This window comes from Gordonia sp. UCD-TK1, from assembly GCF_001691435.1.
Taxonomy (GTDB): domain Bacteria; phylum Actinomycetota; class Actinomycetes; order Mycobacteriales; family Mycobacteriaceae; genus Gordonia; species Gordonia hongkongensis.
Genome location: NZ_LZMP01000024.1, coordinates 228,300 through 248,271 on the forward strand (window position 1 = coordinate 228,300; position 19,972 = coordinate 248,271).

20 protein-coding genes are annotated in these 19,972 nt (G+C 68.7%); 10 read left to right on the top strand and 10 right to left on the bottom strand.

What is annotated here, in order from left to right; all coding sequences use genetic code 11:
- The first annotated feature begins 19 nt into the window (after positions 1-19).
- From A9310_RS14875 to A9310_RS14885, 3 genes are all read left to right on the top strand, one after another.
- Positions 20-817 (top strand): CPBP family intramembrane glutamic endopeptidase, encoded by a 798-nt coding sequence (locus A9310_RS14875; RefSeq protein ID WP_058253723.1) that lies wholly within the window; start codon positions 20-22, stop codon positions 815-817.
- 110 nt (positions 818-927) lie between these two features.
- A complete protein-coding gene (locus A9310_RS14880) occupies positions 928-2,175 on the top strand; it encodes an oxygenase MpaB family protein (protein WP_065631276.1) in 1,248 nt (415 codons plus the stop codon).
- Between the two features lie 161 nt (positions 2,176-2,336).
- Positions 2,337-2,942: a cold-shock protein gene (locus A9310_RS14885; protein WP_065631384.1), complete on the top strand. Its 606-nt coding sequence runs from the start codon at positions 2,337-2,339 to the stop codon at positions 2,940-2,942.
- Here the strand turns inward: A9310_RS14885 and A9310_RS14890 are convergent.
- Entirely contained in the window at positions 2,935-4,347 is a 1,413-nt protein-coding gene (locus A9310_RS14890; protein WP_065631383.1) for an APC family permease, read from the bottom strand. The genes A9310_RS14885 and A9310_RS14890 overlap by 8 nt on opposite strands.
- A gap of 578 nt (positions 4,348-4,925) precedes the next feature.
- On the opposite strand from A9310_RS14890, the gene A9310_RS14895 reads away from it, so the two are divergent.
- Both A9310_RS14895 and A9310_RS14900 read left to right on the top strand, forming a co-directional pair.
- Entirely contained in the window at positions 4,926-5,849 is a 924-nt protein-coding gene (locus tag A9310_RS14895) for an LCP family protein (protein ID WP_065631385.1), read from the top strand.
- A gap of 85 nt (positions 5,850-5,934) precedes the next feature.
- On the top strand, positions 5,935-6,471 hold the full coding sequence (locus A9310_RS14900; protein WP_058253734.1) for a ferritin: 537 nt from the start codon (positions 5,935-5,937) through the stop codon (positions 6,469-6,471).
- Positions 6,472-6,730: 259 nt separating this feature from the next.
- Here A9310_RS14900 and A9310_RS14905 read toward each other — a convergent pair whose 3' ends face one another.
- From A9310_RS14905 to A9310_RS14925, 5 genes are all read right to left on the bottom strand, one after another.
- A complete protein-coding gene (locus tag A9310_RS14905) occupies positions 6,731-7,654 on the bottom strand; it encodes a DUF5926 family protein (protein ID WP_065631277.1) in 924 nt (307 codons plus the stop codon).
- A gap of 55 nt (positions 7,655-7,709) precedes the next feature.
- Positions 7,710-8,519: a glycerophosphodiester phosphodiesterase family protein gene (locus A9310_RS14910; RefSeq protein ID WP_058253733.1), complete on the bottom strand. Its 810-nt coding sequence runs from the start codon at positions 8,517-8,519 to the stop codon at positions 7,710-7,712.
- Complete coding sequence (locus A9310_RS14915; protein WP_254661269.1) at positions 8,516-9,313, bottom strand: DUF4328 domain-containing protein; 798 nt, start codon at positions 9,311-9,313, stop codon at positions 8,516-8,518. The genes A9310_RS14910 and A9310_RS14915 overlap by 4 nt, the downstream gene beginning before the upstream one ends.
- Before the next feature lie 236 nt (positions 9,314-9,549).
- Positions 9,550-9,900 (bottom strand): rhodanese-like domain-containing protein, encoded by a 351-nt coding sequence (locus A9310_RS14920; protein ID WP_065631386.1) that lies wholly within the window; start codon positions 9,898-9,900, stop codon positions 9,550-9,552.
- Positions 9,901-10,296: 396 nt separating this feature from the next.
- On the bottom strand, positions 10,297-11,160 hold the full coding sequence (locus A9310_RS14925; RefSeq protein ID WP_065631279.1) for a S49 family peptidase: 864 nt from the start codon (positions 11,158-11,160) through the stop codon (positions 10,297-10,299).
- 89 nt (positions 11,161-11,249) lie between these two features.
- Here A9310_RS14925 and A9310_RS14930 point away from each other — a divergent pair, with 89 nt between their 5' ends.
- Complete coding sequence (locus A9310_RS14930; protein WP_065631280.1) at positions 11,250-11,999, top strand: VOC family protein; 750 nt, start codon at positions 11,250-11,252, stop codon at positions 11,997-11,999.
- Between the two features lie 95 nt (positions 12,000-12,094).
- Here the strand turns inward: A9310_RS14930 and A9310_RS14935 are convergent, their stop codons facing one another.
- Both A9310_RS14935 and msrA read right to left on the bottom strand, forming a co-directional pair.
- The gene (locus A9310_RS14935) at positions 12,095-13,168 is read right to left on the bottom strand and encodes a winged helix DNA-binding domain-containing protein (RefSeq protein ID WP_065631281.1); all 1,074 of its coding nucleotides are present in this window, start codon (positions 13,166-13,168) and stop codon (positions 12,095-12,097) included.
- Positions 13,169-13,219: 51 nt separating this feature from the next.
- Positions 13,220-13,930 (bottom strand): peptide-methionine (S)-S-oxide reductase MsrA, encoded by a 711-nt coding sequence (gene msrA, locus A9310_RS14940; protein WP_065631282.1) that lies wholly within the window; start codon positions 13,928-13,930, stop codon positions 13,220-13,222.
- A 174-nt stretch (positions 13,931-14,104) separates the two neighbouring features.
- On the opposite strand from msrA, the gene A9310_RS25940 reads away from it, so the two are divergent.
- On the top strand, positions 14,105-14,257 hold the full coding sequence (locus tag A9310_RS25940) for a hypothetical protein (RefSeq protein WP_175401143.1): 153 nt from the start codon (positions 14,105-14,107) through the stop codon (positions 14,255-14,257).
- A gap of 208 nt (positions 14,258-14,465) precedes the next feature.
- Positions 14,466-15,095 carry a superoxide dismutase gene (locus A9310_RS14950; protein ID WP_004021423.1) on the top strand — a complete coding sequence of 210 codons (630 nt, stop codon included), beginning with the start codon at positions 14,466-14,468 and terminating at the stop codon, positions 15,093-15,095.
- A 362-nt stretch (positions 15,096-15,457) separates the two neighbouring features.
- On the opposite strand, the gene A9310_RS14955 is transcribed toward A9310_RS14950, so the two are convergent.
- Together A9310_RS14955 and A9310_RS14960 are read right to left on the bottom strand one after the other, a co-directional pair.
- The gene (locus A9310_RS14955; protein WP_065631284.1) at positions 15,458-16,210 is read right to left on the bottom strand and encodes an energy-coupling factor transporter transmembrane protein EcfT; all 753 of its coding nucleotides are present in this window, start codon (positions 16,208-16,210) and stop codon (positions 15,458-15,460) included.
- Positions 16,207-18,348, bottom strand: coding sequence for an ABC transporter ATP-binding protein (locus A9310_RS14960; RefSeq protein ID WP_217492967.1), 2,142 nt, complete (start codon positions 18,346-18,348; stop codon positions 16,207-16,209). Before A9310_RS14960 ends, A9310_RS14955 begins: the two co-directional genes overlap by 4 nt.
- Before the next feature lie 213 nt (positions 18,349-18,561).
- Here A9310_RS14960 and A9310_RS14965 point away from each other — a divergent pair, with 213 nt between their 5' ends.
- Together A9310_RS14965 and A9310_RS14970 are read left to right on the top strand one after the other, a co-directional pair.
- Positions 18,562-19,083, top strand: a complete 522-nt coding sequence (locus A9310_RS14965; protein ID WP_058253731.1) for a hypothetical protein — start codon at positions 18,562-18,564, stop codon at positions 19,081-19,083.
- Between the two features lie 148 nt (positions 19,084-19,231).
- Positions 19,232-19,927 carry a TMEM165/GDT1 family protein gene (locus A9310_RS14970; protein ID WP_065631286.1) on the top strand — a complete coding sequence of 232 codons (696 nt, stop codon included), beginning with the start codon at positions 19,232-19,234 and terminating at the stop codon, positions 19,925-19,927.
- Positions 19,928-19,972 lie beyond the last annotated feature (45 nt).

Below are 19,972 nucleotides of genomic sequence, written 5' to 3' on the forward strand. Positions count from 1 at the left end.
GGGTCCTAGGCTGGCCGGCATGGCCTTGCGCGAGTACCTCACACCGTCGCCCCACGGCATCCCGGTCGTGACCGACCGGACCGAACGACGCGGCATCATCGTCGAACTGGTCATCGTCGGTGTCCTCACATTCGCGTTCTCGGCGCTGTCCGCGGCACTCGCACTGCTCGAGGCGCAGCTCGCCGGCGGTATCGGCGAGACCACGGTCGCACTCAATCCCAGCCGCTCCGACCTCGGTCTCATCGACGCCGTCCGGCAGATCATGGGCGGCCTCCGACTGTTCGCCATCGCCGCCTTGGGCATATACCTGTTGTGGCGCAGCGGGATCGGACTGTCACGTGTCGGTCTGGGTCGGTGGACCCCGCGCCGCGACATCCCCTCGGGACTGGTCCTCGCCGCCGTCATCGGTCTGCCCGGCCTGGGACTCGTCGCCGTGGCCCGGGCCCTGGGCCTCAACGCGAGCCTGGTGCCCAGCCAGGCCGACACCTGGTGGGAGTGGCCGGTTCTGGTGCTCATCGCGATCGGCAACGCCGCCGCCGAGGAGATCGTGGTGGTCGCGTACTTCATCACCCGGTTGCGACAACTCGGCGTATCCGACAACGCGTCGCTCGCCGCCAGCGCGATCCTCCGCGGCGGCTATCACCTGTACCAGGGCTTCGGCGGCGGACTCGGGAATCTGGTCATGGGCGTGGTCTACGGTCGCTTCTTCCAGGTCACCGGCCGCGTCTGGCCCCTCGTGATCGCCCACGCGGTCATCGATGTGGTCGCCTTCGTCGGCTACGGACTGCTCCGCGACCATCTGTCCTGGGTCGGCTGAGAACCGAGACATCGTCGACCGTGCGGCCTTTCCCGTCGACTGCGCACTCCGACCGTGCGCCCCTACCGGCCACCATTGAACGGGGTGAGATGATTCGCTAGATTCGTCTCATGACCGTCGATGCGCCGTCCGACCCGACCGCCGAGCCGGCGAGCCTCCCCTTTCCGCGACGCCATCGAGCCGCCGAGTCCCGCGGCCGGCGCATCGGCAGACTGCTCAAGGTCTACAACCACCTCCGTGAACCCGGCGACGACGAGCTCGCGGAGCTCGGGCGTCGGCTGCGCACACGGGACGAACCCGCCGCGGCGCTGGTTCGGGCCATGCGCCTCCCGCGGGACGCCGACGGCCGGGTCACGATGCGCCAGTTCGAGTGGGCCCTCGCCGGCGACATGCCCTCCGATGCGCCCGACGCCCTGCGCGACTTCTTCGCACTCGTCGAGAAGACACCGGACTGGGTCGACCCCGCCCTCTGCGACCGCGGCGCCGCCGTCTATCGGCGGTTCGGCCAGAACGCCAACGACGTCCTGCTCCAGCTCTCCCTGATCGGCGGCTACCGCTTCGGCGGTCCCGCCGACCTGCTGGTCGCGACCGGCGGCCTCACCGGGAACACGGTCATCCGACGACTCGGCGAGACGCAGACCTGGGCCATCGCGGTCGGCGAACCGGGCGGGATGGCACGCGACGGCGACGGCTGGCGACTCACCGTCCATGTGCGCCTCATGCACGCCCTGGTCAACGAGCGGTACGAGCACAACGGCCGCTGGAACATCGACCAGTGGGGTCTGCCGATCAACCAGTCCGACCTCGCCGCGACGCTGAACCTCTTCAGCGGCGCACTGATGATGGGGGTCCGCGCGCTCGGCGTCCCGGTGAGCCGTGACGACTCCCGCGCCCTCATGCACCTCTGGAAGTACGTCGGGTGGCTGATCGGCGTCGACGACGACTGGCTCTTCGACTCCGAACGCGACCAGCATCAGCTGAGTTATGCGGTCTTACTGGCGCAGCACGACGTGACCGACGCCGGCGCGGCCCTCACGACAGCGATCGTCGACGCCCAGAGCCGCTTGCACTACCGGTTGTTCCCCCGCCTCGCCGCGCGCTACACCCGCGCCCGCCTGCTGAGCATGCTGCAGGGCTTTCTCGGCGTGCGCGGCATGCGCGACCTCGGTCTCCGCCCCGCGGTGCCGTGGGCGTTCGGTCTCGCGTGGGTCCGCAACACTATTGCGTACCAGGTCATCGCACGGACACCGGCCGGTCCGCGCTATCTGGAATGGACCGGCACCCGTTCCCGACGCCGCGCACTCTTCCGCCACTTCGGCCCGGACGCCCCCGAGATCGGATCGCTCGCGGAGCGTTGAGAAGCCGTATGACGTCGTGTCCGGACCCCGGGCTCGAGATCATACGTTTTCCCAGGCCTCGGCCTGCACCCCTGTCCTAGCGGCGTTCGCCCCACCCGGACGCGATGTACCCCAACGGTAATTCACTGTCGCGCCACGGGTCCGGCGCCTACGGTGGACCGATGTCGACAACCGGGACGATCCGCGAATGGCACCACGACGAGGGCTGGGGTGTCATCGAGTCACCGGCGTTGTCCGGCGCCGTCCTCGTGACCACTTTCGTCGTCCGTGTTCTGGCCGTTCAGAATCTCGACGAGCTGTCCCTGCCCGGCTTGCGTCCGGGGACCGTCGTCGACTTCGACCATGCGATAGCTGTGCCACCGGAAAGCGGATGCCGATATGTGGCGCTCTCGGTCTGGCCGACCGAGGTGGCCCGGCCGGATCCGAAGCACAATGGCGTGTTCCGAACTGCCCTGTGGCACAGCGTCGGTGACGCCGGACCGGACGGACTCACGACGATCGAGGAGACCGCCCTCACCGATACACCGACGTCACCGCCGGCTCCCCTCGGCCCGAACACCACCGGGACCGTTCGGTCGTGGAACGGCGAAGAGGGATGGGGCGTACTCGATTCCGACGCCACCCCGGGCGGGGCGTGGGCGTTCTACAGCGAGATCGTCGGCACCGGTTTCCGGGACCTGGTGCCGGGGCAGACCGTCGGATTCCAGTACGAGCGAGCGAGTCAGGACGGATACGACTACCGCGCGAACAACATCCGCGTCAGGTGAGGCGCCCGCGGCTGTGGTCGTCGTCGATGTCGTCGTAGTTGACCCGGCGCCCACCCGACCCGGTCACACGGGCGAGGAGATAGAGCACGAGTCCGACGACGATCAGGATGCCCGCACGCAACCAGGTCGACGCGCTCTGCTGCGTCATCAGGACGATGCAGGAGATCACCGCGAGCACGGGCAGGATCGTCGGCGCCCGGAAGTGGTCGGTGTCCGTGCGGTCGCGGCGTAGGACGAGGACGGCGACGTTGGTGCTGACGAACACGAACAGCAGCAGGAGCACCACCGTCTCGGCGAGTGCCGCGACGGTCCCGGTTGCCGAGAGGATCATCGCGACGGCGGTGGTGGCGACGATCGCCGTCCACGGCGTCCGACGACCGGGCAGCACCTTCGCCAGCGCACCGGGCAGCAACCCGTCGCGGGCCATGCCGAAGGTCAGGCGCGACGCCATGATCATCGTGAGCAGCGCGCCGTTCGCGACGGCGATGAGCGCGATCAGGGAGAACAGCTGGTCAGGGATCCCGACATCGGCGATCGAGACGACCTCGAGCAACGGGCCCGACGACTCCACCAGGCGCTCCGGTGGCGCGACGACCGACACGGCGAGACCGACGAGGACGTAGACGACGCCGGCGGCGATCAGCGCACCGAACAGCGCCTTCGGATAGACCCGCCGCACGTCACGAACCTCTTCGGCCATGTTCGCGGAGGTCTCGAACCCGACGAACGAGTAGTAGGCCAACAAGGCCGCGCCCAGCACCGCGAGAGCCGGCGTGGTCTCGTCGGTGAACTCCAGCACGCGCTGCGGCTCACCGTCACCGCGACCCAGCACGATCCCGGCCAACACGACGACGAGCACGAGTCCGGAGACCTCCACCACGGTCATCACCACGTTGGCCCGCAGGGACTCGGTGATCCCGCGGGCGTTCAGCGCCGCGACGGCGAGCAGGAACACCAGCGCCGCCGCGGTGGTGGGCACGTCGAGAAAGACCTGCAGGTAGTCGCCAGCGAAGGCGAGCGCCAACCCGGCGGCGCTCGTCACCCCGGCCGCCAGCATGCAGAACCCCACCAGGAACGAGATGAGCGGATGGCGGTAGGCGTGCCGCGCGAACACCGCCGCGCCGCCGGCCCGCGGGTACTTGGTGACGAGCTCCGCATACGACGCCGCGGTCAGCATCGCCAGCGCGAGGGCGAGCGCCAACGGCACCCAGATCGCTCCCCCGACCTCACCGGCGACCTCCCCGACGAGGGCATAGATGCCCGCACCGAGGACGTCGCCCAGGATGAACAGGAACAGGAGTTTGCCGGTGATGGCGCGACGCAGCGGGGTGTGCCCGCCGTCTGTCCGGGCGTCATCGTTCCCGGAGTCCTGCGACTTGGCGTCGGCGACGTGTTTGTCGGTCATGGCGTGTCCTGTACCCCGTTCGGTCCGGAACGAGACCTCATGTGGGCGGTTCGACGCCACGTCGGCAACCAACCGACCGACATCCGTGGCCACCGCCCATGCGTACATTGGTTGGGATGAACGAGCAGGACCCGCCGATCCTCCGGCGAGGTCGCCCCGGACCGCCGATGCCGCCCGGGCGGCCAGCGGGCCCGTCTCCGCGCCCGGGGCCACCACCCGGACAAGGCCACCGCCCGCCTCCCGGTGCCGTCGGTCCGTCCGCTCATCCGCAGGCCATGCCGCGGATCCCTGCACGCGGTCCCGACCCGCGCCGGGCGCCGGGCCCCGGTCCCACCGGCCGGCCCCCGCACCCGTCCCCGGCCGATCGGCCGCCACCATCGGCGCGGCCCGCTCCCGGCGGGTATGCGCCCACCCAGAAGCCGGAGCCGATCCCCGACGATCGGTCTCGTGGACCTCATCCGCCGCGTGGCGACCGTCGCGACCGCGCCGTCGGACGTCCGCCCGCGCCCCCGCGGCCGGCCGGTCCTCCCCGGCCCCGGCGCACGGGGCGCCGCGCGGTCCGGGTGGGCAAGATCCTGATGATCCTGCTGCTCGTCGTCGTCCTCGGCAGTGTGGGACTGCTGTTCTACTACGACACGAGACTGGACCGGATCGACGCCCTGCCGGCCTACGCCGGACGCCCGTCGGACACCCCCGGCACCAACTGGCTCATCGTCGGCACCGACTCGCGATCCGATCTCACCGAGGAACAACGCCGGGCGCTGGCCACGGGTGACGCCGACGGCTCCCGCACCGACACGATCTTGCTCGTCCACAACCCACCCGGCGGCGGCAAGGCGATCGTGGTGAGCATCCCGCGCGACCTGTACGTGGAGGTGCCGGGTCACGGCAGCCTGAAGATCAACGCCTCGTTCAGCATCGGCGGTCCGGCGCTGCTCGTGCAGACCGTCGAGAACCTGACCGGCATCCGCATCGACCACTACGCCGAGATCGGCTTCGGCGGATTCGACACCCTCGTCGACTCGGTCGGCGGCGTCGACATGTGTATCGACCAACCGCTCAACGACCCCAAAGCCGGTCTGCGCCTGGCGAAAGGCTGTCACCGCCTCGACGGCAGGCAGGCTCTCGGGCTGGTCCGGACGCGCGCATTCCCGCGCGCCGACCTCGCGCGAGTGGTCAATCAACGGAAGTTCCTCGCCGCACTCGTGTCTCGGGCGACCAGTCCGTCGGTCCTGCTCAACCCGTTCCGACTCTTCGGATTTGTCGGCGGCGCCATCGACGCGCTCACCGTCGATGAGCGAGATCACATCTGGAACCTCGCGTCCCTCATGTTCGCGCTGCGCGACCCCATCACGACGACGACCCCGGCCGGCGAGAGCACCTTCACCGACGAAGGACTGGCGCTGCCCGTCACCGAGCAGACCGAGGAGTTCTTCGGCTACCTCCGCGCAGGTCAGCCCGTCCCCGACGAGCTTCTCGTCGACGCCGGCGGGCCGTCGTGAAAGGGTCGCCAAACGCAGGCCAGACTTGCCTTACTTAGCCTGAACTTGCTGGTGAGAGCCATTTTTCGGTTCTACGATGGGCCGCATGTCCGAACACACGAAGTTCCATCAGCTGCTGCACGACCAGATCAGCAACGAGTTCTACGCCTCGCAGCAGTACATCGCGGTCGCCACCTATTTCGACAACCACGACATGCCCCAGCTGGCAAAGCTCTTCTACCGCCAGGCCGTCGAAGAGCGCAATCACGCGATGATGATCGTGCAGTACTTCCTCGACCGCGACATGGAGGTCGAGATCCCCGGCATCCCGGCACCGAACAACCGGTTCGAGGACTACCGTGCGCCCATCGATCTCGCTCTCGCACAGGAGAAGACGGTGACCCAGCAGGTCGTCGACCTGGCGAAGTCGGCCCGCGACACCGGCGACTACCTCGGCGAGCAGTTCGTGCAGTGGTTCCTCAAGGAACAGGTCGAGGAGGTCGCGACCATGACGACCCTGCAGACCATCGCCGAACGCTGCAACGGGAACCTCTTCGACCTGGAGAACTTCGTCGAGCGAGAGTTCAACGGCGAGAAGACATCCGACGCCACCGCACCGGTCGCGGCCGGCGGGAACATCTGACGGAGTTCCATCCGCCCCAATCCGAAAGAGCCGCGAAACCCCCGCTCCAGATCCGAGAGAACGACATAACCCTCGCTCCCTGAGGTGCGAGGAGCGCAAGCGACGAGCCACGAAGGGCTGGCGACGGACGTCACCACGCCCTTCGTGGCTCGCTTCGCTCGCACCTCAGGGAGCTGAAGAAGGTTCGCTTCGCTCGCACCTCAGGGAGCAGAAGAAGGCTCTCAGGGAGCAGAAACAGCGCGGTTACGGACCACGCCGGTCAGCGCAGCGTGACCTGGCGACCGCGAATGCCGTTGCGGGAGCTGCGCTGTTCGATCGTCAGCGGCGAGGTGTCGGCGAGTGCTTCGCCGAGGCGGCGATCGAGCTCGTTGAGACCGGCGTACCACTCTTCGTGGTGCATCTCGTTGTCGAGGTCGAAGACCGGGACGAGCAATCCGTGGGTGCGGAACGATCCGGCGAACCGCGAACCCTCACCCATCGTCAGATGACCGGCCGCGTGGAGCCGGGCCATCGCCGACATCAGGTCGTCCTCCGGCTCGGGTCGAATCCAGCGCAGGTGCGCACGTTCGCCCGCATCGACCCACCAGGGCGCACCGGCGCCGCTGTCGACCACGAGCCGCGCGGTCGGCAGCACCGAGTCGTTGGCGCGCTCGAACATGGCCGTGATCTCCGCCGGGACCTCGGTGCCCTCCACGAACCACCAGCCGAAGTCCTGGTGCACCGTGATGTCCAAGGCGGCGTCGGTCTTCACGACCTCGTCGAGGCTCGGGGCCTCGTCGGCAGCCTCGAGGTCGAACTCACTGCCGGCGTCGGCGTGAGCGGCCCACGCGATGGCCGCGGCGAGTTCGACGGTCAGCGCCGAGCGATCGGGGTCGGTCTGCAGACCCACGAAACCCTCTGTCGCACCGTCGAGGTCGCGCGCGAGAGCAGGCACCGCGCCCGGCAGGATCGTCACGATCGAGACGTCGTTGCGGGAACCGGCCGGCTCGGTGAGCTCCAACCGGGCAGTCGCCGAGGCGACGAAGGTCCGCAGCGCGACGAAATCGCATTCGGACGCGAACCCGGCGAAGGGCCGGGGCGGCGGCGCCAGAGCTGCGGCCTGGCGTGCCTTACGTGCTGCGACGCGCTCGGCGCGATTGCTTCCCGGACGTGGTCCACTACCCCGTTTGCTCTTCTTGCCCATCGGTCCACTCTCTCACGTCGGCCCGCGGCGCCCGACAGGTCGTGCGGGCGGCGGCTCAGTCGACGGTGACCAGCCAGTCGCGCACCTTCGCCGGGTGGTTGGTGGCCAGCCACCGCACACCGAGATCGGCACACAGCTGGACGTCGACCTGCTCGTCGACGGTCCAGCAGTAGGTGACCCGACCGGCGGCGGCAGCGCGATCGACCAGGTCCGGGTACTGCCGCAGGGTCATCACCGACGGCCCGATGCCGGTCGCCCCGACGGCGGTCGCGGCGCCCCCACCCAGGACCCGGGCGGTGTCACCGAGCAGGATCGTCGGCAGCATCGGGGCGTGGCGTCGAATCCGCCAGACCCCGGCCGACGAGAACGAGATGACCACGGCGCGGCTGTGATCGGCCGACGGCGGCGTCGCCACCCCGAACTCGTGCAGCATCTCGAGGAGCTTCTGCTCGACGAGACTGCCGAACCGCACCGGATGCTTGGTCTCGATGAACAGGCGGACGGGTCGGCGCCAGTCCAGGGTCAGCGTAAGCAGCTCCCGCAGCGTCAGGATCGACGCGGGTCCACCAGCCGCATGCCAGCTCCCGAAGTCGAGCTCGCGCAGTTCGGCGAGCGTCATCTCGCTGACGATCCCCGAGCCGTCGGACGTCCGGTCGACGGTCCGGTCGTGAACGCACACGAGCTCGTGGTCGGCGGTCAACCGGACATCGCACTCGAGGCCGTCCGCACCCTGCGCGAGAGCCAGCTCGTAGGCGGCCAGGGTGTGTTCCGGACAGTCGCCCGACGCCCCACGGTGGGCCACCACCGCCGGCTTGCCCGATCGGGAGACCTTCTCGGCCGCGCCCACATTCACCCCTGAGTTCATCCGACCGCCACCCACCGTCTCGTCGGGACCGGGGCCGCCGCGGCGGCGTCGAACAGTGTCCGCACCCGGCGTGCCATCCAGAAGGCGAAGGCAGCCGAGACCGCCGCGCTGACGATGACCATCACCATCGCGTTCGCCCCGGTCTGCAGCGAGTCCGAGCGCCACGCGACGAGCCGGGCGATGATCGCCGCCCCGGCCGCCACATTCACCACCACCCAGGCGACCCACAACTTGCGGAGTCGTCGGCCGACGAGGTCGGCATCGACCGTGGGGTCCTGGCCGACCCGATGCACGGCGACCTCCTGCACCACCAACGGCGCACCGATGAGGTTGACCAGCGGCAGGCCGGCGAGCGCGGCGACCCAACCGGGCCGGCGCGGGTCGACGAGACCGGCCGCGGCGTAGGTGTCCGCGCGCAACTCCAGGACCCAGCGCATGAAAGCCAGCGTCGCCAGGACGAATCCGAGGAAAGCGACGACACCGACGAAGATGGTCAGCCAGTCGGACGCGACGATGAGGAACTCGGGCAGCGGACGGTCGCGGTTGACGACCAGCAGGAGGTAGCGGACGAGATGGACCAGTGCGGACGCGGCCAGCGCAGAGCCCGCCACGTTCAGGGCGAACTGCAGTCGGACACGCGAACTCTCGAGTTTCTGGTGCGCCGTGTCGACCTCCGCCGGTTCGTCGTGCAGACCCCAGGTGGGTATGTAGACGTACCGGGGAATCAGTCGGGGGCCACGACGGCCCGAGGGGCCGCGGCGGACAGGAATCGCCTCGGGTGGGCGGCGGGCCACCCACCGGACGTTGCGACTGCGGTAGAGACGTCCGGGGGACACCGGGGCCGGGCCGGGACGAGACGGTACGTGCGAAGGGCGAACCGCGCCGGGCGCCGACGATCGTGCCGGCGTCTGCCGGGCGGCCAGCGCCCGCGCGGCATCCTCGACGACGCTGAGCGGTCCGCCGCATCGGGGGCAGTGTTCACGGCCGGGACGGTGCGGTGCCTGGATTCGACACCGCGGGCACAGGTCGATCATCGGCCGGCGTCGCCCTCGGGTCGCGTATCACCGATCTCGACGGGCTTGCCGTGTTCCTGCCAGGCGAGCATGCCGCCGCGGACGCAGATCCCGTCGTAACCGACCTGGGCGAGGTACTGCAGCACGCGCATCGATCGGCCGCTGGAGTGGCAGACCACGTACAGATCGTGATCGGGGTCGAGTTCGGCAAGGCGGCCGGGCACCTCGGCCAGCGGGATGTGCACGGCGCCCCGGATGTGACCGGACGCCCATTCGTCGTCCTCACGGACGTCGAGCATCACCGCGTCGGTCTGCCCGGTGAAGTCGTCCGGAAGGTCGGTCACCGGCACCTGAGTGATGTCGCCCATGCTCACGTTTTCCATGGTGGCACAGAGACGGCCGGGCGCGGCGGCAGCTCGACCGGACCACTGCCCGCGCGCCCCGCTGTCATACCGAGACGGGTGTGGAGCAAGGCGCTATGTAGACCTACATAAATTTATCCACATGTACGTCCTGGACATTTGTCCCTCGTTCGCGCACTGACCGTCTACTTGGGGATGAGACTGTGGAATTGTGGAAAAACGCTGGCCACCGGCCCGCGACTTGTGACCGCGATCACTCGTTTAGCCGAATGTGCGCGTAGGAAATTCACGAAAGTGCACACGCCGGAACGTCGTGAACTCTTCCTTCGATGAACAGCACCTGTGGATAACGTGGGGACAATTCACAAGCAAAACCATGTGAACGGGCTGTGATCGGGCCTTTCAGTCCCGGTGGAGCAGCGGCAGCCGCAACGACGGGGCGCGGTCGAATGCCGCCAGAACGCCGGTCGTCACGCTCTCCGCAAATCCGGCAACCGATGTCTGGCTTCCCACGAGTCTCATGAGCAGCGGCTTCGGCGTCTCCACGACGGTGATCTCCGCGTCGGGGTACCGCTCGGCGACGACCGAGCGCATCACGCCGATCCCGTCGACGACCCCGAGTTCCGCGGCGCGGTGACCGATCCACACGTCGCCGTTGAAGAGTTCCGCGTCGGAAGCGGTCAGCTTTTTACCGCGGCGCTGCCGGACCCACGCGATGAACGCCTCGTGCAGCTGGCCCTGCAATTCCTTCAGCCATTCGACGTCCTCGGGCTGTTCGGGCGAGAAGGTGTCGAGTCGCGCCTTGTTCTCACCGGTCGTGTACAGCCTGCGCTGTACACCGAAGCGGTCGAGCACGGCCGAGAAACCGAAGCCCGACGACACGACCCCGATCGAGCCGACGATGGAGGTGTGGGCGGCGAAGATCTCGTCGGCCGCGCAGGCGATCCAGTAGCCACCGGAGGCCGCGACGTCCTCACAGAACGCGAGGACCGGCACGCCCTTCTCCGCCGACAGCTGGCGGATGCGTTCGGCGATGTACTCCGACTGCGCAGGCGAGCCACCGGGCGAGTTGATGACGACCACGACGGCCCGCAATCGCTCGGTGGCGAATGCCTTCTTCAGAACCTGCTCGACGGACTCGGTGTTGACGCCGTGCTTGCCCATCCCCGCGATCCCGATCGGGCCGTCGAGACGGACGACCGCGACCTGCTCGGTCCGCGCCTTCGAGATTTTCTTCCCCACCGCCCCCAGCGGTCCTGCAGTCATCTGTCCGAGTGTAACGACGGCGACCCGCCTGCTGTTTTCCCACGCGCCGCGACAGTCCGCGACGTGGGACGCACCGTAGAATCTGCCGGGTGCAGGTGCGGTGGCTCAGCGCATTCCTCGACTTCCCCGCCGAGGTGTTCGGCAGCGAGGTGACCTTCTGGCGCGCGATCTCGGGCAGCACGGTCTCACCGCCGCGGGGTGAGCACCGCGAGTTCGCCTCGCTGGAGCCCTTCTACGGCGACCCGCATCTGCGCGTCCAGCGCATCGACGACGGACCGGGTGGAGTCCACCTCGACATCCACACCGACGATCCGCACGCCGCCACCGCCGAGGCACAGGGACTCGGTGCGACCTTCGTCGTCGACGCCGGGACTCACCTCACCCTCCGGTCACCCGCCGGTTTCGTGTTCTGCCTCGTGCCGTGGGAAGGCGAATCGAAGCGGTCGCGACCCATCCGTTGGCCCGGCGACGCCATCAGCATCATCGACCAGCTGTGCATCGACATCCCCGCCGGCATGTTCGACGCCGAGGTCGACTTCTGGACCGGGTTCACCGGCTGGCCGACGAAGCCCCGGGGTCGGCTCGAGCTGGTCGCGCTCCGCCGCGACCCCGCGGTGACCCTCGGAATCCTGTTGCAGCGCAAGCAGGATGAGTCGCCGGACAGCGATGTGGCAACCGCGCACCTCGACATCGCCACGAATTCCGTCCCCGACGAGGTCGCACGACACGAGGACTGGGGCGCCCGCGCGATCGAGCACTTCCCGCACTGGACGACGATGGCGGATCCGGTCGGTCGCCGCTACTGCATCACCTCGCGGAACCCGCGCACCGGCGATTGAGTCGCGGGCTCCTTCGATCCGGTTCGCAGACGTAGTGTGTCGTTGCGATCGGCGCCACGATGTGCGACATCTGCCGGGCCCCGTCGCTCCGAGCTTCAGGTATCGACCAGGAATTCACGGAGCCGATCGACCTCGGCGTCGACCTCGCGCCGTTCGGCGGCGGTCACCGGACGCAGGTACTCGACCGCCGGAACGTCCTCGGCATCGAGAGACCATGTCCCCGCGAGGAATCCGTCGAGGAACACGAATCCGGGCGACCGGCCATTGGGAGTCACGGTGCGCCGGTACATCTCCGGGTCGGCGACCCGGATTCGGTCGGCCTGGGCGCCGATCACGTGGTCGAAGGGGGCGATCAGCCGCGCCGGCGCCGGCGCATCCGGGTCGGCGAGGGCGAGACCGTCGAGGTCGTAGAGAACCTCGCCGTTCGGGCCGTCGAGCCGGACGAGCTCCCAGTCCGCCTCCAGCTTTTCGACGAGGGGTCGCAACCGGGTGAGCCCGGACCACGTCTGGATGGCCTTCACGGTTGCCGGGCCGAACCCGCGCAGATACATCCGGACGAGATCGGCACGGGCTTCGTCGTCGACGACGGCCGGCACGCCCGGGCCGGCCCACTCGTCGAACAGGCGGTACGTCGGAGCGCCCCGCCCGCGCCACAAACCACGCGGGGGGACCTGGACCAGTGGCAGCCCGCACCGTGCGATGGCGGTCAGGGTCGACGCATCCTCCGCCGGATGGCGGGCAACCAGTTCGCTCCCGAGGTCGGCGACGGCGAGTTCGCGACCCGCGAGAATCTCGGCGGCGGACCGCACGACCTGCGCCGGGTCGGCGTTCACCAGTCGCTGGGCGTGGATGTCGGTGAGTCCACGCCGCAGCGTGGGCTCGGCGAGTGGACGAATCCAGCGTGCGTCCTCGGCGTCGATCAGGAAGATCGTCGCGCGCAGCAGCGTCATGCGCACGACCTCGCGGTCGGTGAGCAGATCGTCCAGCTCGAGGGGATCGAAATCCGCGATCCGCGACCACAATCCGAAGAATGCCGCCCGCGGGTCCTGGGACTGCAGTCCGACGCAGCGGTCCAGAACCTCGATGGCGTCCTCCGCGACGCGGGTGAGCAGGTGCTGACGCTGCAGCAGGGTGCGATTCCACTGCCGCAGCGAGATCCGTTCGGTCACCGCGTGTCTCGTCGGGTCTGCGACCGATGGGTACGGCGGCGCACCGCGACGTCAGGCCGGGTAGGCGACACCGGTCGCGGCATGGCAGCGGTATCCATGCGGATTCTTCGCCAGATACTGCTGGTGGTAGTCCTCGGCGTAGTAGAACCGTCCGTCGCCCGCCTGCGCCAGCGGTTTGATCTCGGTGGCGATCGCACCCTCGCCCGCAGCGTCGAGTGCGGTCTGGAAGGTTGCGGCGGTGCTGCGGACGACGTCAAGGTCCGCGTCGGTCAGGGCGTACACGGCTGACCGGTACTGGGTGCCGATGTCGTTGCCCTGACGCATCTCCTGCGTCGGGTCATGCGACTCCCAGAAGACCTTCAGCAGGCCTTCGAGATCGACGACGGCCGGATCGAAGACCACCAGCGCCGACTCGGTGTGACCGGTCCGCGCGGTGCAGGTCTCCTCATAGGTCGGGTTGGGCGTGTAACCGCCCGCGTATCCGACGGCAGTCGTGTACACACCGGGGACCTGCCAGAAGATCTCCTCGATCCCCCAGAAGCAGCCACCGGCCAGGACGATCGCGTCGAGGCCGTCGTCGAAGCGTCCGATGCCGTGTACGTGGGAGCCGTCGGCCTCGGCCCGACCCCGCATCGGCGTTCCGAGAACGAGGTGCTCGCCCGGGACCGTGATCTCGGACGAGCGGCCGGGCAGTGCAGCGTCGGCGGCGACGAGATCCTGTTTGCGTGAACCGGCGGCGAAGAGCTGGTCGAGCCATGACATGCGCCAAGTCTACGCGCGGTGGGATACGGCCCGGCGACGACGAGTTGAGCTGACCGTTCGAGTCTGTTTATGATGGCGGTCACATCCGTGGCACTGTGATACCGATCACTCGTACGCCATCGCGGCCCGTCCGCCAGCAGGGATGTGCAGCCGTTCCAGGGACGAGAGGCGACGATGGCGACGCACGCGACCGGAGATCTCCGACGCGCCCCCGGGCTCGGTCGGACCGCTCCAGGCGCCAACTACGACGTCGCGAGGAGTTGCCGCACAAGCGCCCTGACCATTCTCGCGCTCATCGCGGTCTTCATCCTGCTCATCCTCATCTGAACCCAGCCGCCTCGATGCGGCCTGGTCAACTCTCAGCCGACGCACTCTCGCGTCGTTGACATCTCAACCGCACTTGATGTTTCTTGGCGCGGGATTGTTGCAATCACCCATGCTCTGGGGAAGGCTGGAAGCATTCGCGTGGCGCCCGGCGGAGTCGTCGGAGCCATGCGTGGACAGGGAAACGAGTAGCACCTCAGAGAGGAACATCGTGGCTGAATACACCTTGCCGGATCTCGATTACGACTACGCGGCACTGGAACCGCACATCTCCGGCAGGATCATGGAGCTCCATCACAGCAAGCACCACGCCACCTACGTCAAGGGCGCGAACGACACCCTGGAGAAGCTGGCCGCGGCCCGCGACGACGACAGCATCGCCGGCAAGGTCTACGGACTCTCCGCCACCCTGTCGTTCCACCTGGGCGGTCACACCAACCACTCCATCTTCTGGAAGAACCTGTCGCCCAACGGCGGTGGCGAGCCCGACGGCGACCTCGCGGCCGCCCTCACCGAACAGTTCGGTGGTTTCGACAAGTTCAAGGCCCACTTCACCGCCGCCGCCACCACCCTGCAGGGTTCGGGCTGGGCGATCCTGGGTTACGACACCATCGGCGGCAAGCTCGTCATCCTGCAGCTGACCGACCAGAGCGGCAACATCCCCGCCGCCATCATCCCGGTCGTCATGCTGGACATGTGGGAGCACGCCTTCTACCTCGACTACCAGAACGTCAAGCCCGACTACGTCAAGGCGTGGTGGAACGTCGTGAACTGGGCCGACGCCAACGAGCGTCTCGCCCGCGCGAAGAGCCAGGGAAGCGGCCTGGTCGTCCCGGCCTGATCCCGGTTCGCCGAACCTCAACAGCGCCGGTCACCTTCGGGTGACCGGCGCTGTTTGTTGTTCGGGGCCACGTTCTCTGCTGCGAGCAAACCCCTGCTCCCCCGACGTGCGAGGCGAAGTCCCCCTGCTCCCTGATCCGAGAGTGCGACACATCCATTGCTCCCTGAGGTGCGAGGAGCGTTAGCGACGAGCCACGAAGGGTTTGGCGACGCATCTCACCAGGACCCTTCGTGACGGCCTCCGCAAGCTCCGGCCTCCTCAGGGAGCAGTGGGTGGGCCCGCTCCGAGACAACGAGTTCCGTCGCGGTCCACGACGGCCGTCGGGCCGCAGATACTGAGGAGCGAGCTTACGAGTGTCGCCCTCAGAGAACGAGCGTGACAGTGATGGCGACCGCGCAGGCCAGGCCGATCACGATGAGCGCCACCACATCTGCGCGCCCGGGGCCGGCCTGATGGGCGGTCAGGCGGCCGGTGCCGCCGCGGGCGGTGATCGCCTCGGACATCTCGGCGCTGCGTCGGAGCGCCGACGACATCGCCGCGGTGATCAGATCCATGATCCCCATCTCCGCCGACGGATGGTCGCTGCGGCCCTTGGCCGTCGGCCGGAGGCGATGCGCCGCACGCAGCATGCGCAACTCCTCGATGAGCAGCGGAAGACCTCTGAGGCACAACGCGATCGCGACCGCCCACTCATCGACGGGCAGCCGGAGCCACCGCAGCGGGCGCATCAGCCGCGCCAGCGCCGGCGCCACGTCGGCCATGGGAGTGGTCCAGATGACGAGGATCGAACTGGCGACGAGGACGAGTGCCAGGGTGATCGCGCGCAGGAAGACCAGGGCGCCGGGGATGCCGGCGAACGACACGTTGAACGCGACGCCGATGCCGATCAGACCCCAGAACCACCACGGCGGACGAGGTATGGCGCCCAACGGGATTCCCGCGACGAGGGCGGTGATCACCACCACCGCGGCGACCATGCCCAGCGCCGGCCACGACGGCAGCACCCAGGTCATGATCCCGAGGATCAGCACGATCACGAGTTTGGTCCCCGCCCACAGCCGGTGCACGAACGAGTCGCCGGGCACCTGCCGCAGCGGGACGGTACGCATCGTCATAGGGTTCCTCCGTCCCAGCCGGGAGCCTGGTCGATCATCTGCTGCGAATCGGGCAGAAGACGTCCGTCGACCAGTCGGACCCGCCGGGTGCACACCGACTCCAACGACTCGAAGTCGTGCGAGATGATCACGATGGTCATCCCGTCGGCGCGGAGCCGGGCCAGCAGTGCGACGATCTCCTCGCGTGCCGGCGGATCGAGACCGGCCAGCGGCTCGTCCAGGACCAGCAGGTCGGGATGGCGCGCGATGAGACCGGCCAGCACGACACGCCGCATCTGTCCGCCCGACAGCGCGTCGACCTTGGTGACCGCCATCCGGCGCGGCAACCCGACGAGTTCGAGGACCCGGGCGACCTCGGCGGTGCCCACCTTCTCACCACCGGCCGCCATGATCTCGTCGGCGACGGTGACCTTCTGCAGTTGCAGACGCGCGTGCTGAAATCCGAGTCCGACCGCGCCGACCCGCTCCGTCATCGGCGTTCCGGCGTCGAAACCCGCTCCGGGAGTGATCTTCTCGTGGATGTCCAGCAGACGGCAGGTACCGGTCCCGGGCGGGAGCAGGCCGGCCATGATCCACGCGAGAGTCGTCTTGCCCGATCCATTGCCGCCGACGACGAGGAGTCCCTCGCCGCGGTAGACCGTCAGCGAGATGTCCTGCAGGGCAACGACCTCCCACGGTGAGCCCGGCAGGTGCGCATAACCCACCTGGTCGAGCACGAGGAGTGGCCCGCCGATCCGCGAGGTCGGTGCGGGCGGGGGCGACGGGCGCGGGTTCGGCGCGCCCAGGTCGGCGTCGGGACCCGGCATCCAGTCGGGCGCGTGCGGCACGAGGCGTCCCCCGGCCAGGTGGATCACCCGATCGGCCGCCGCCGCCTCGCTGCCGCGGTGCGTCACCAGGACGACGGCGATCCCCCGGCGTGCCGGGAGGCCCGCCAGCAGCGCCAGCAATTGTCCCCGGCCTTCCGGGTCGACCATCGACGTCACCTCGTCGGCGATGAGGAGCCGCGGATCCCGGGCGAGCGCCGCGGCGATCGCCAGCCGCTGTTGCTGACCGCCGGACAGGTCCGTGGTCTCCCGGTCACCGAGTCCGGCGAGACCGACCTCGTCGAGCAGTGCTTCGACATCGACGTTGACGCCGGGCGGCAGACCCCAGACGACGTCGTCGGCAACGCGGGAACCCAGCATCTGTATCTCTGGACGCTGCAGGACGAGCGCGGTCCCGCCGTGCGCGCCCAGACCGGGCAGGCCCGGCCGGTGGACCACACCGGTGGACGGGTCGCGCCCGGCCAGGATCTTCGCCAGCGTCGACTTCCCGGAACCGTTGGCGCCGACGACGGCGACGAACTCACCGGGATCGATCCGCAGGTCGATGTCGTGCAGCACCGGGCGCGCCTCCGGTGCATACGCGAACCCGACGCGTTCGAAGACCAGCGGAAGCGGCGCGATGCCCGAATCGTTGGCCGCGGCGACCACCGCGGCCGGGGCGAACCCCGACGGGACGGCATCGAGAGTGTCCTCGCTCGGCACGTCCCGCAGCCGACTGATCACGGAACCGAGGATCCACCACGCGACGAGCAGCGAGATCGCGGTGCCGAGGGTTCCCGACACCCAGACCCACACCCACCAGTCGTCGGCGATGCTCCGGCTCATGGCGTCGAGCCCATCGGCGACGCCGCCGGTCGGGCCCCATCCGTGCAGCCACTTCGCGACGCCGTGGATGGAGTTGGTCATCGCCTCGATCGTCAGTTCACGTAGCGGCACCAGGATCAGGAGGATCAGCACGGAGATCCCACCGAGCACCGGCGAGGCGACCAGCGTGGCGACCCCGAGCACACCGATCCCCCGGCCCCGGCGCTTGATGTCGCCGACCAGGCCGCCGACCAGCGCGGATCCGAGGACGGTTGCCATCGCGCCGGTGCCCGCCATCGCGAACGCCACCGCGGTGGTGGCGACCGTGGCGGTGACCAGGGCCCGCGGCCGCGTACGCGCCGCGATGAGTGCGAGCGGCACCGGGGCGAGCAGTCCGGCGGCCTGGGCCAGCGGGATGACCGACGCGATGACCACCGCCGCGACGGTCAGTCCGCCGAAGATCGCGACGGACGCGAACTCCATGGGTCGCAGCGGGGGCGAGTTCTTCACCGGTCCAGTGTGCCTGGTGCCGTCGCCCCCACCGGCGGGGACAGTGCTCCGCGACCGCCGCTGTCGTTCGTTCGCATGTTAAAGATCCATCACAACACGGTGATTCGAGTTGTCGGCGCCTCGCCACCGGTGGATGGTCTTCTCACCAGGGTCGGCCGTCGGTCCCCAGTCCGTGGATCACCCGAGGTCGTGCCCGGGTCGGAGGAGGACATGATGCAATCGATTCCGATCGGCCTCACACCGTTCCAGCACGAGGGCACGCTGAACGGCATTCTCATCTCGGGCCGCTGGCCGGAGTCGACGCTCGAGTGGACGCAGACGCTTGTGGCCTCGGTCCGGATCGCCTGCCGGCCGGGTTTCCTGCCCACGACGACGATCTTCGGCGTGGTCGAGCAGCGTCCGGAGCAGGGTGAGGCGGACACCGTCGGGATGATGGTCGCGATCGGCAATGTCGTCGACGACAGCTTCGTCGAGGCGGGCCGCTTCCTGAACAATCCGCCGGCGCTGGTCATGCTGCATCCCCCGTCGCAGACGCGCCCGTCCCTGCCCGAGTGTTCGCAGGTCGCCTCCGGCTGCGTGCTGCTGCCCGGACTCCCCGAACTCGGGCTCGAACACCGGGCGGGATGGGCCGAGGCGGAGGCCGACGGCACGGTGGTCAACCTCCGCAATCAGGTGGGTATCGACCCCAACGCCGACCCCGACACCGCCGTGCTGGCCATGCTTCTCGCAGCGTAGGGCGGGGCGGCCGCCCGAAGGCCGCACGACGGGTCACCGACCCCGTGGATACGGGTCCCCGAACATCTGTTTTTGATGGCCCTACCTGCGGAAATACGGGTCTTCGACGAGTTGCGTCCCCGAGTTAGCGCTGACTAACCTGGCGTCCGTGATTGCCGCCCTGCTCCTCAGCTTCGGCGTGATCTTCGCGGCCGAACTCGGTGACAAGTCACAGCTGATGGCGATGACCTACGCCCTGCGCTACCGCTGGTGGGTCATCCTCCTCGCGATCACTGTGGCCACCACCGCGGTGCACGCGGTCTCGGTGTTCTTCGGCCACTTCCTCGGTCTGTCGATACCCACCACGCTTCTGACGATCCTCGCCGGCCTGGCGATGCTCGTCTTCGGCCTCTGGACGCTGCGCGGAGACCGGCTCGACGACGAGGAGTCCAGTCGGGCGACCCGCGTCGGCGCCTCGGTGTTCTTCGCCGTCATGTCGGCGTTCTTCCTCGCCGAACTGGGCGACAAGACCATGCTCGCGACCATCACGTTGGCCACCGACAACGACTGGCTCGGGGTCTGGATCGGGTCCACGCTCGGCATGGTCGCCGCCGACGCACTCGCCATCGGCGTGGGTGTCCTGCTCGGCCGCCACCTTCCCGAGCGCGTCATCGCAATCGGCGCGGCAGTTCTCTTCTTCGCCTTCGCGGCCTGGCTCATCACCGACGGTCTGATCGGTGCGTCGGTACCTGTGATCGCGGGCACGCTCAGTGCAGTCGTGATCATCACCGGGATCGGCATCGTGCTGATCCGCCGGGAGAACCGCCTCCGTTCCGACGAGGGCGTCCGAGCGCTCGTTCGGTAATCCAGGGGGTCTTTTGCGGTTGGTGCGAGCCGTCTGACTATCGTG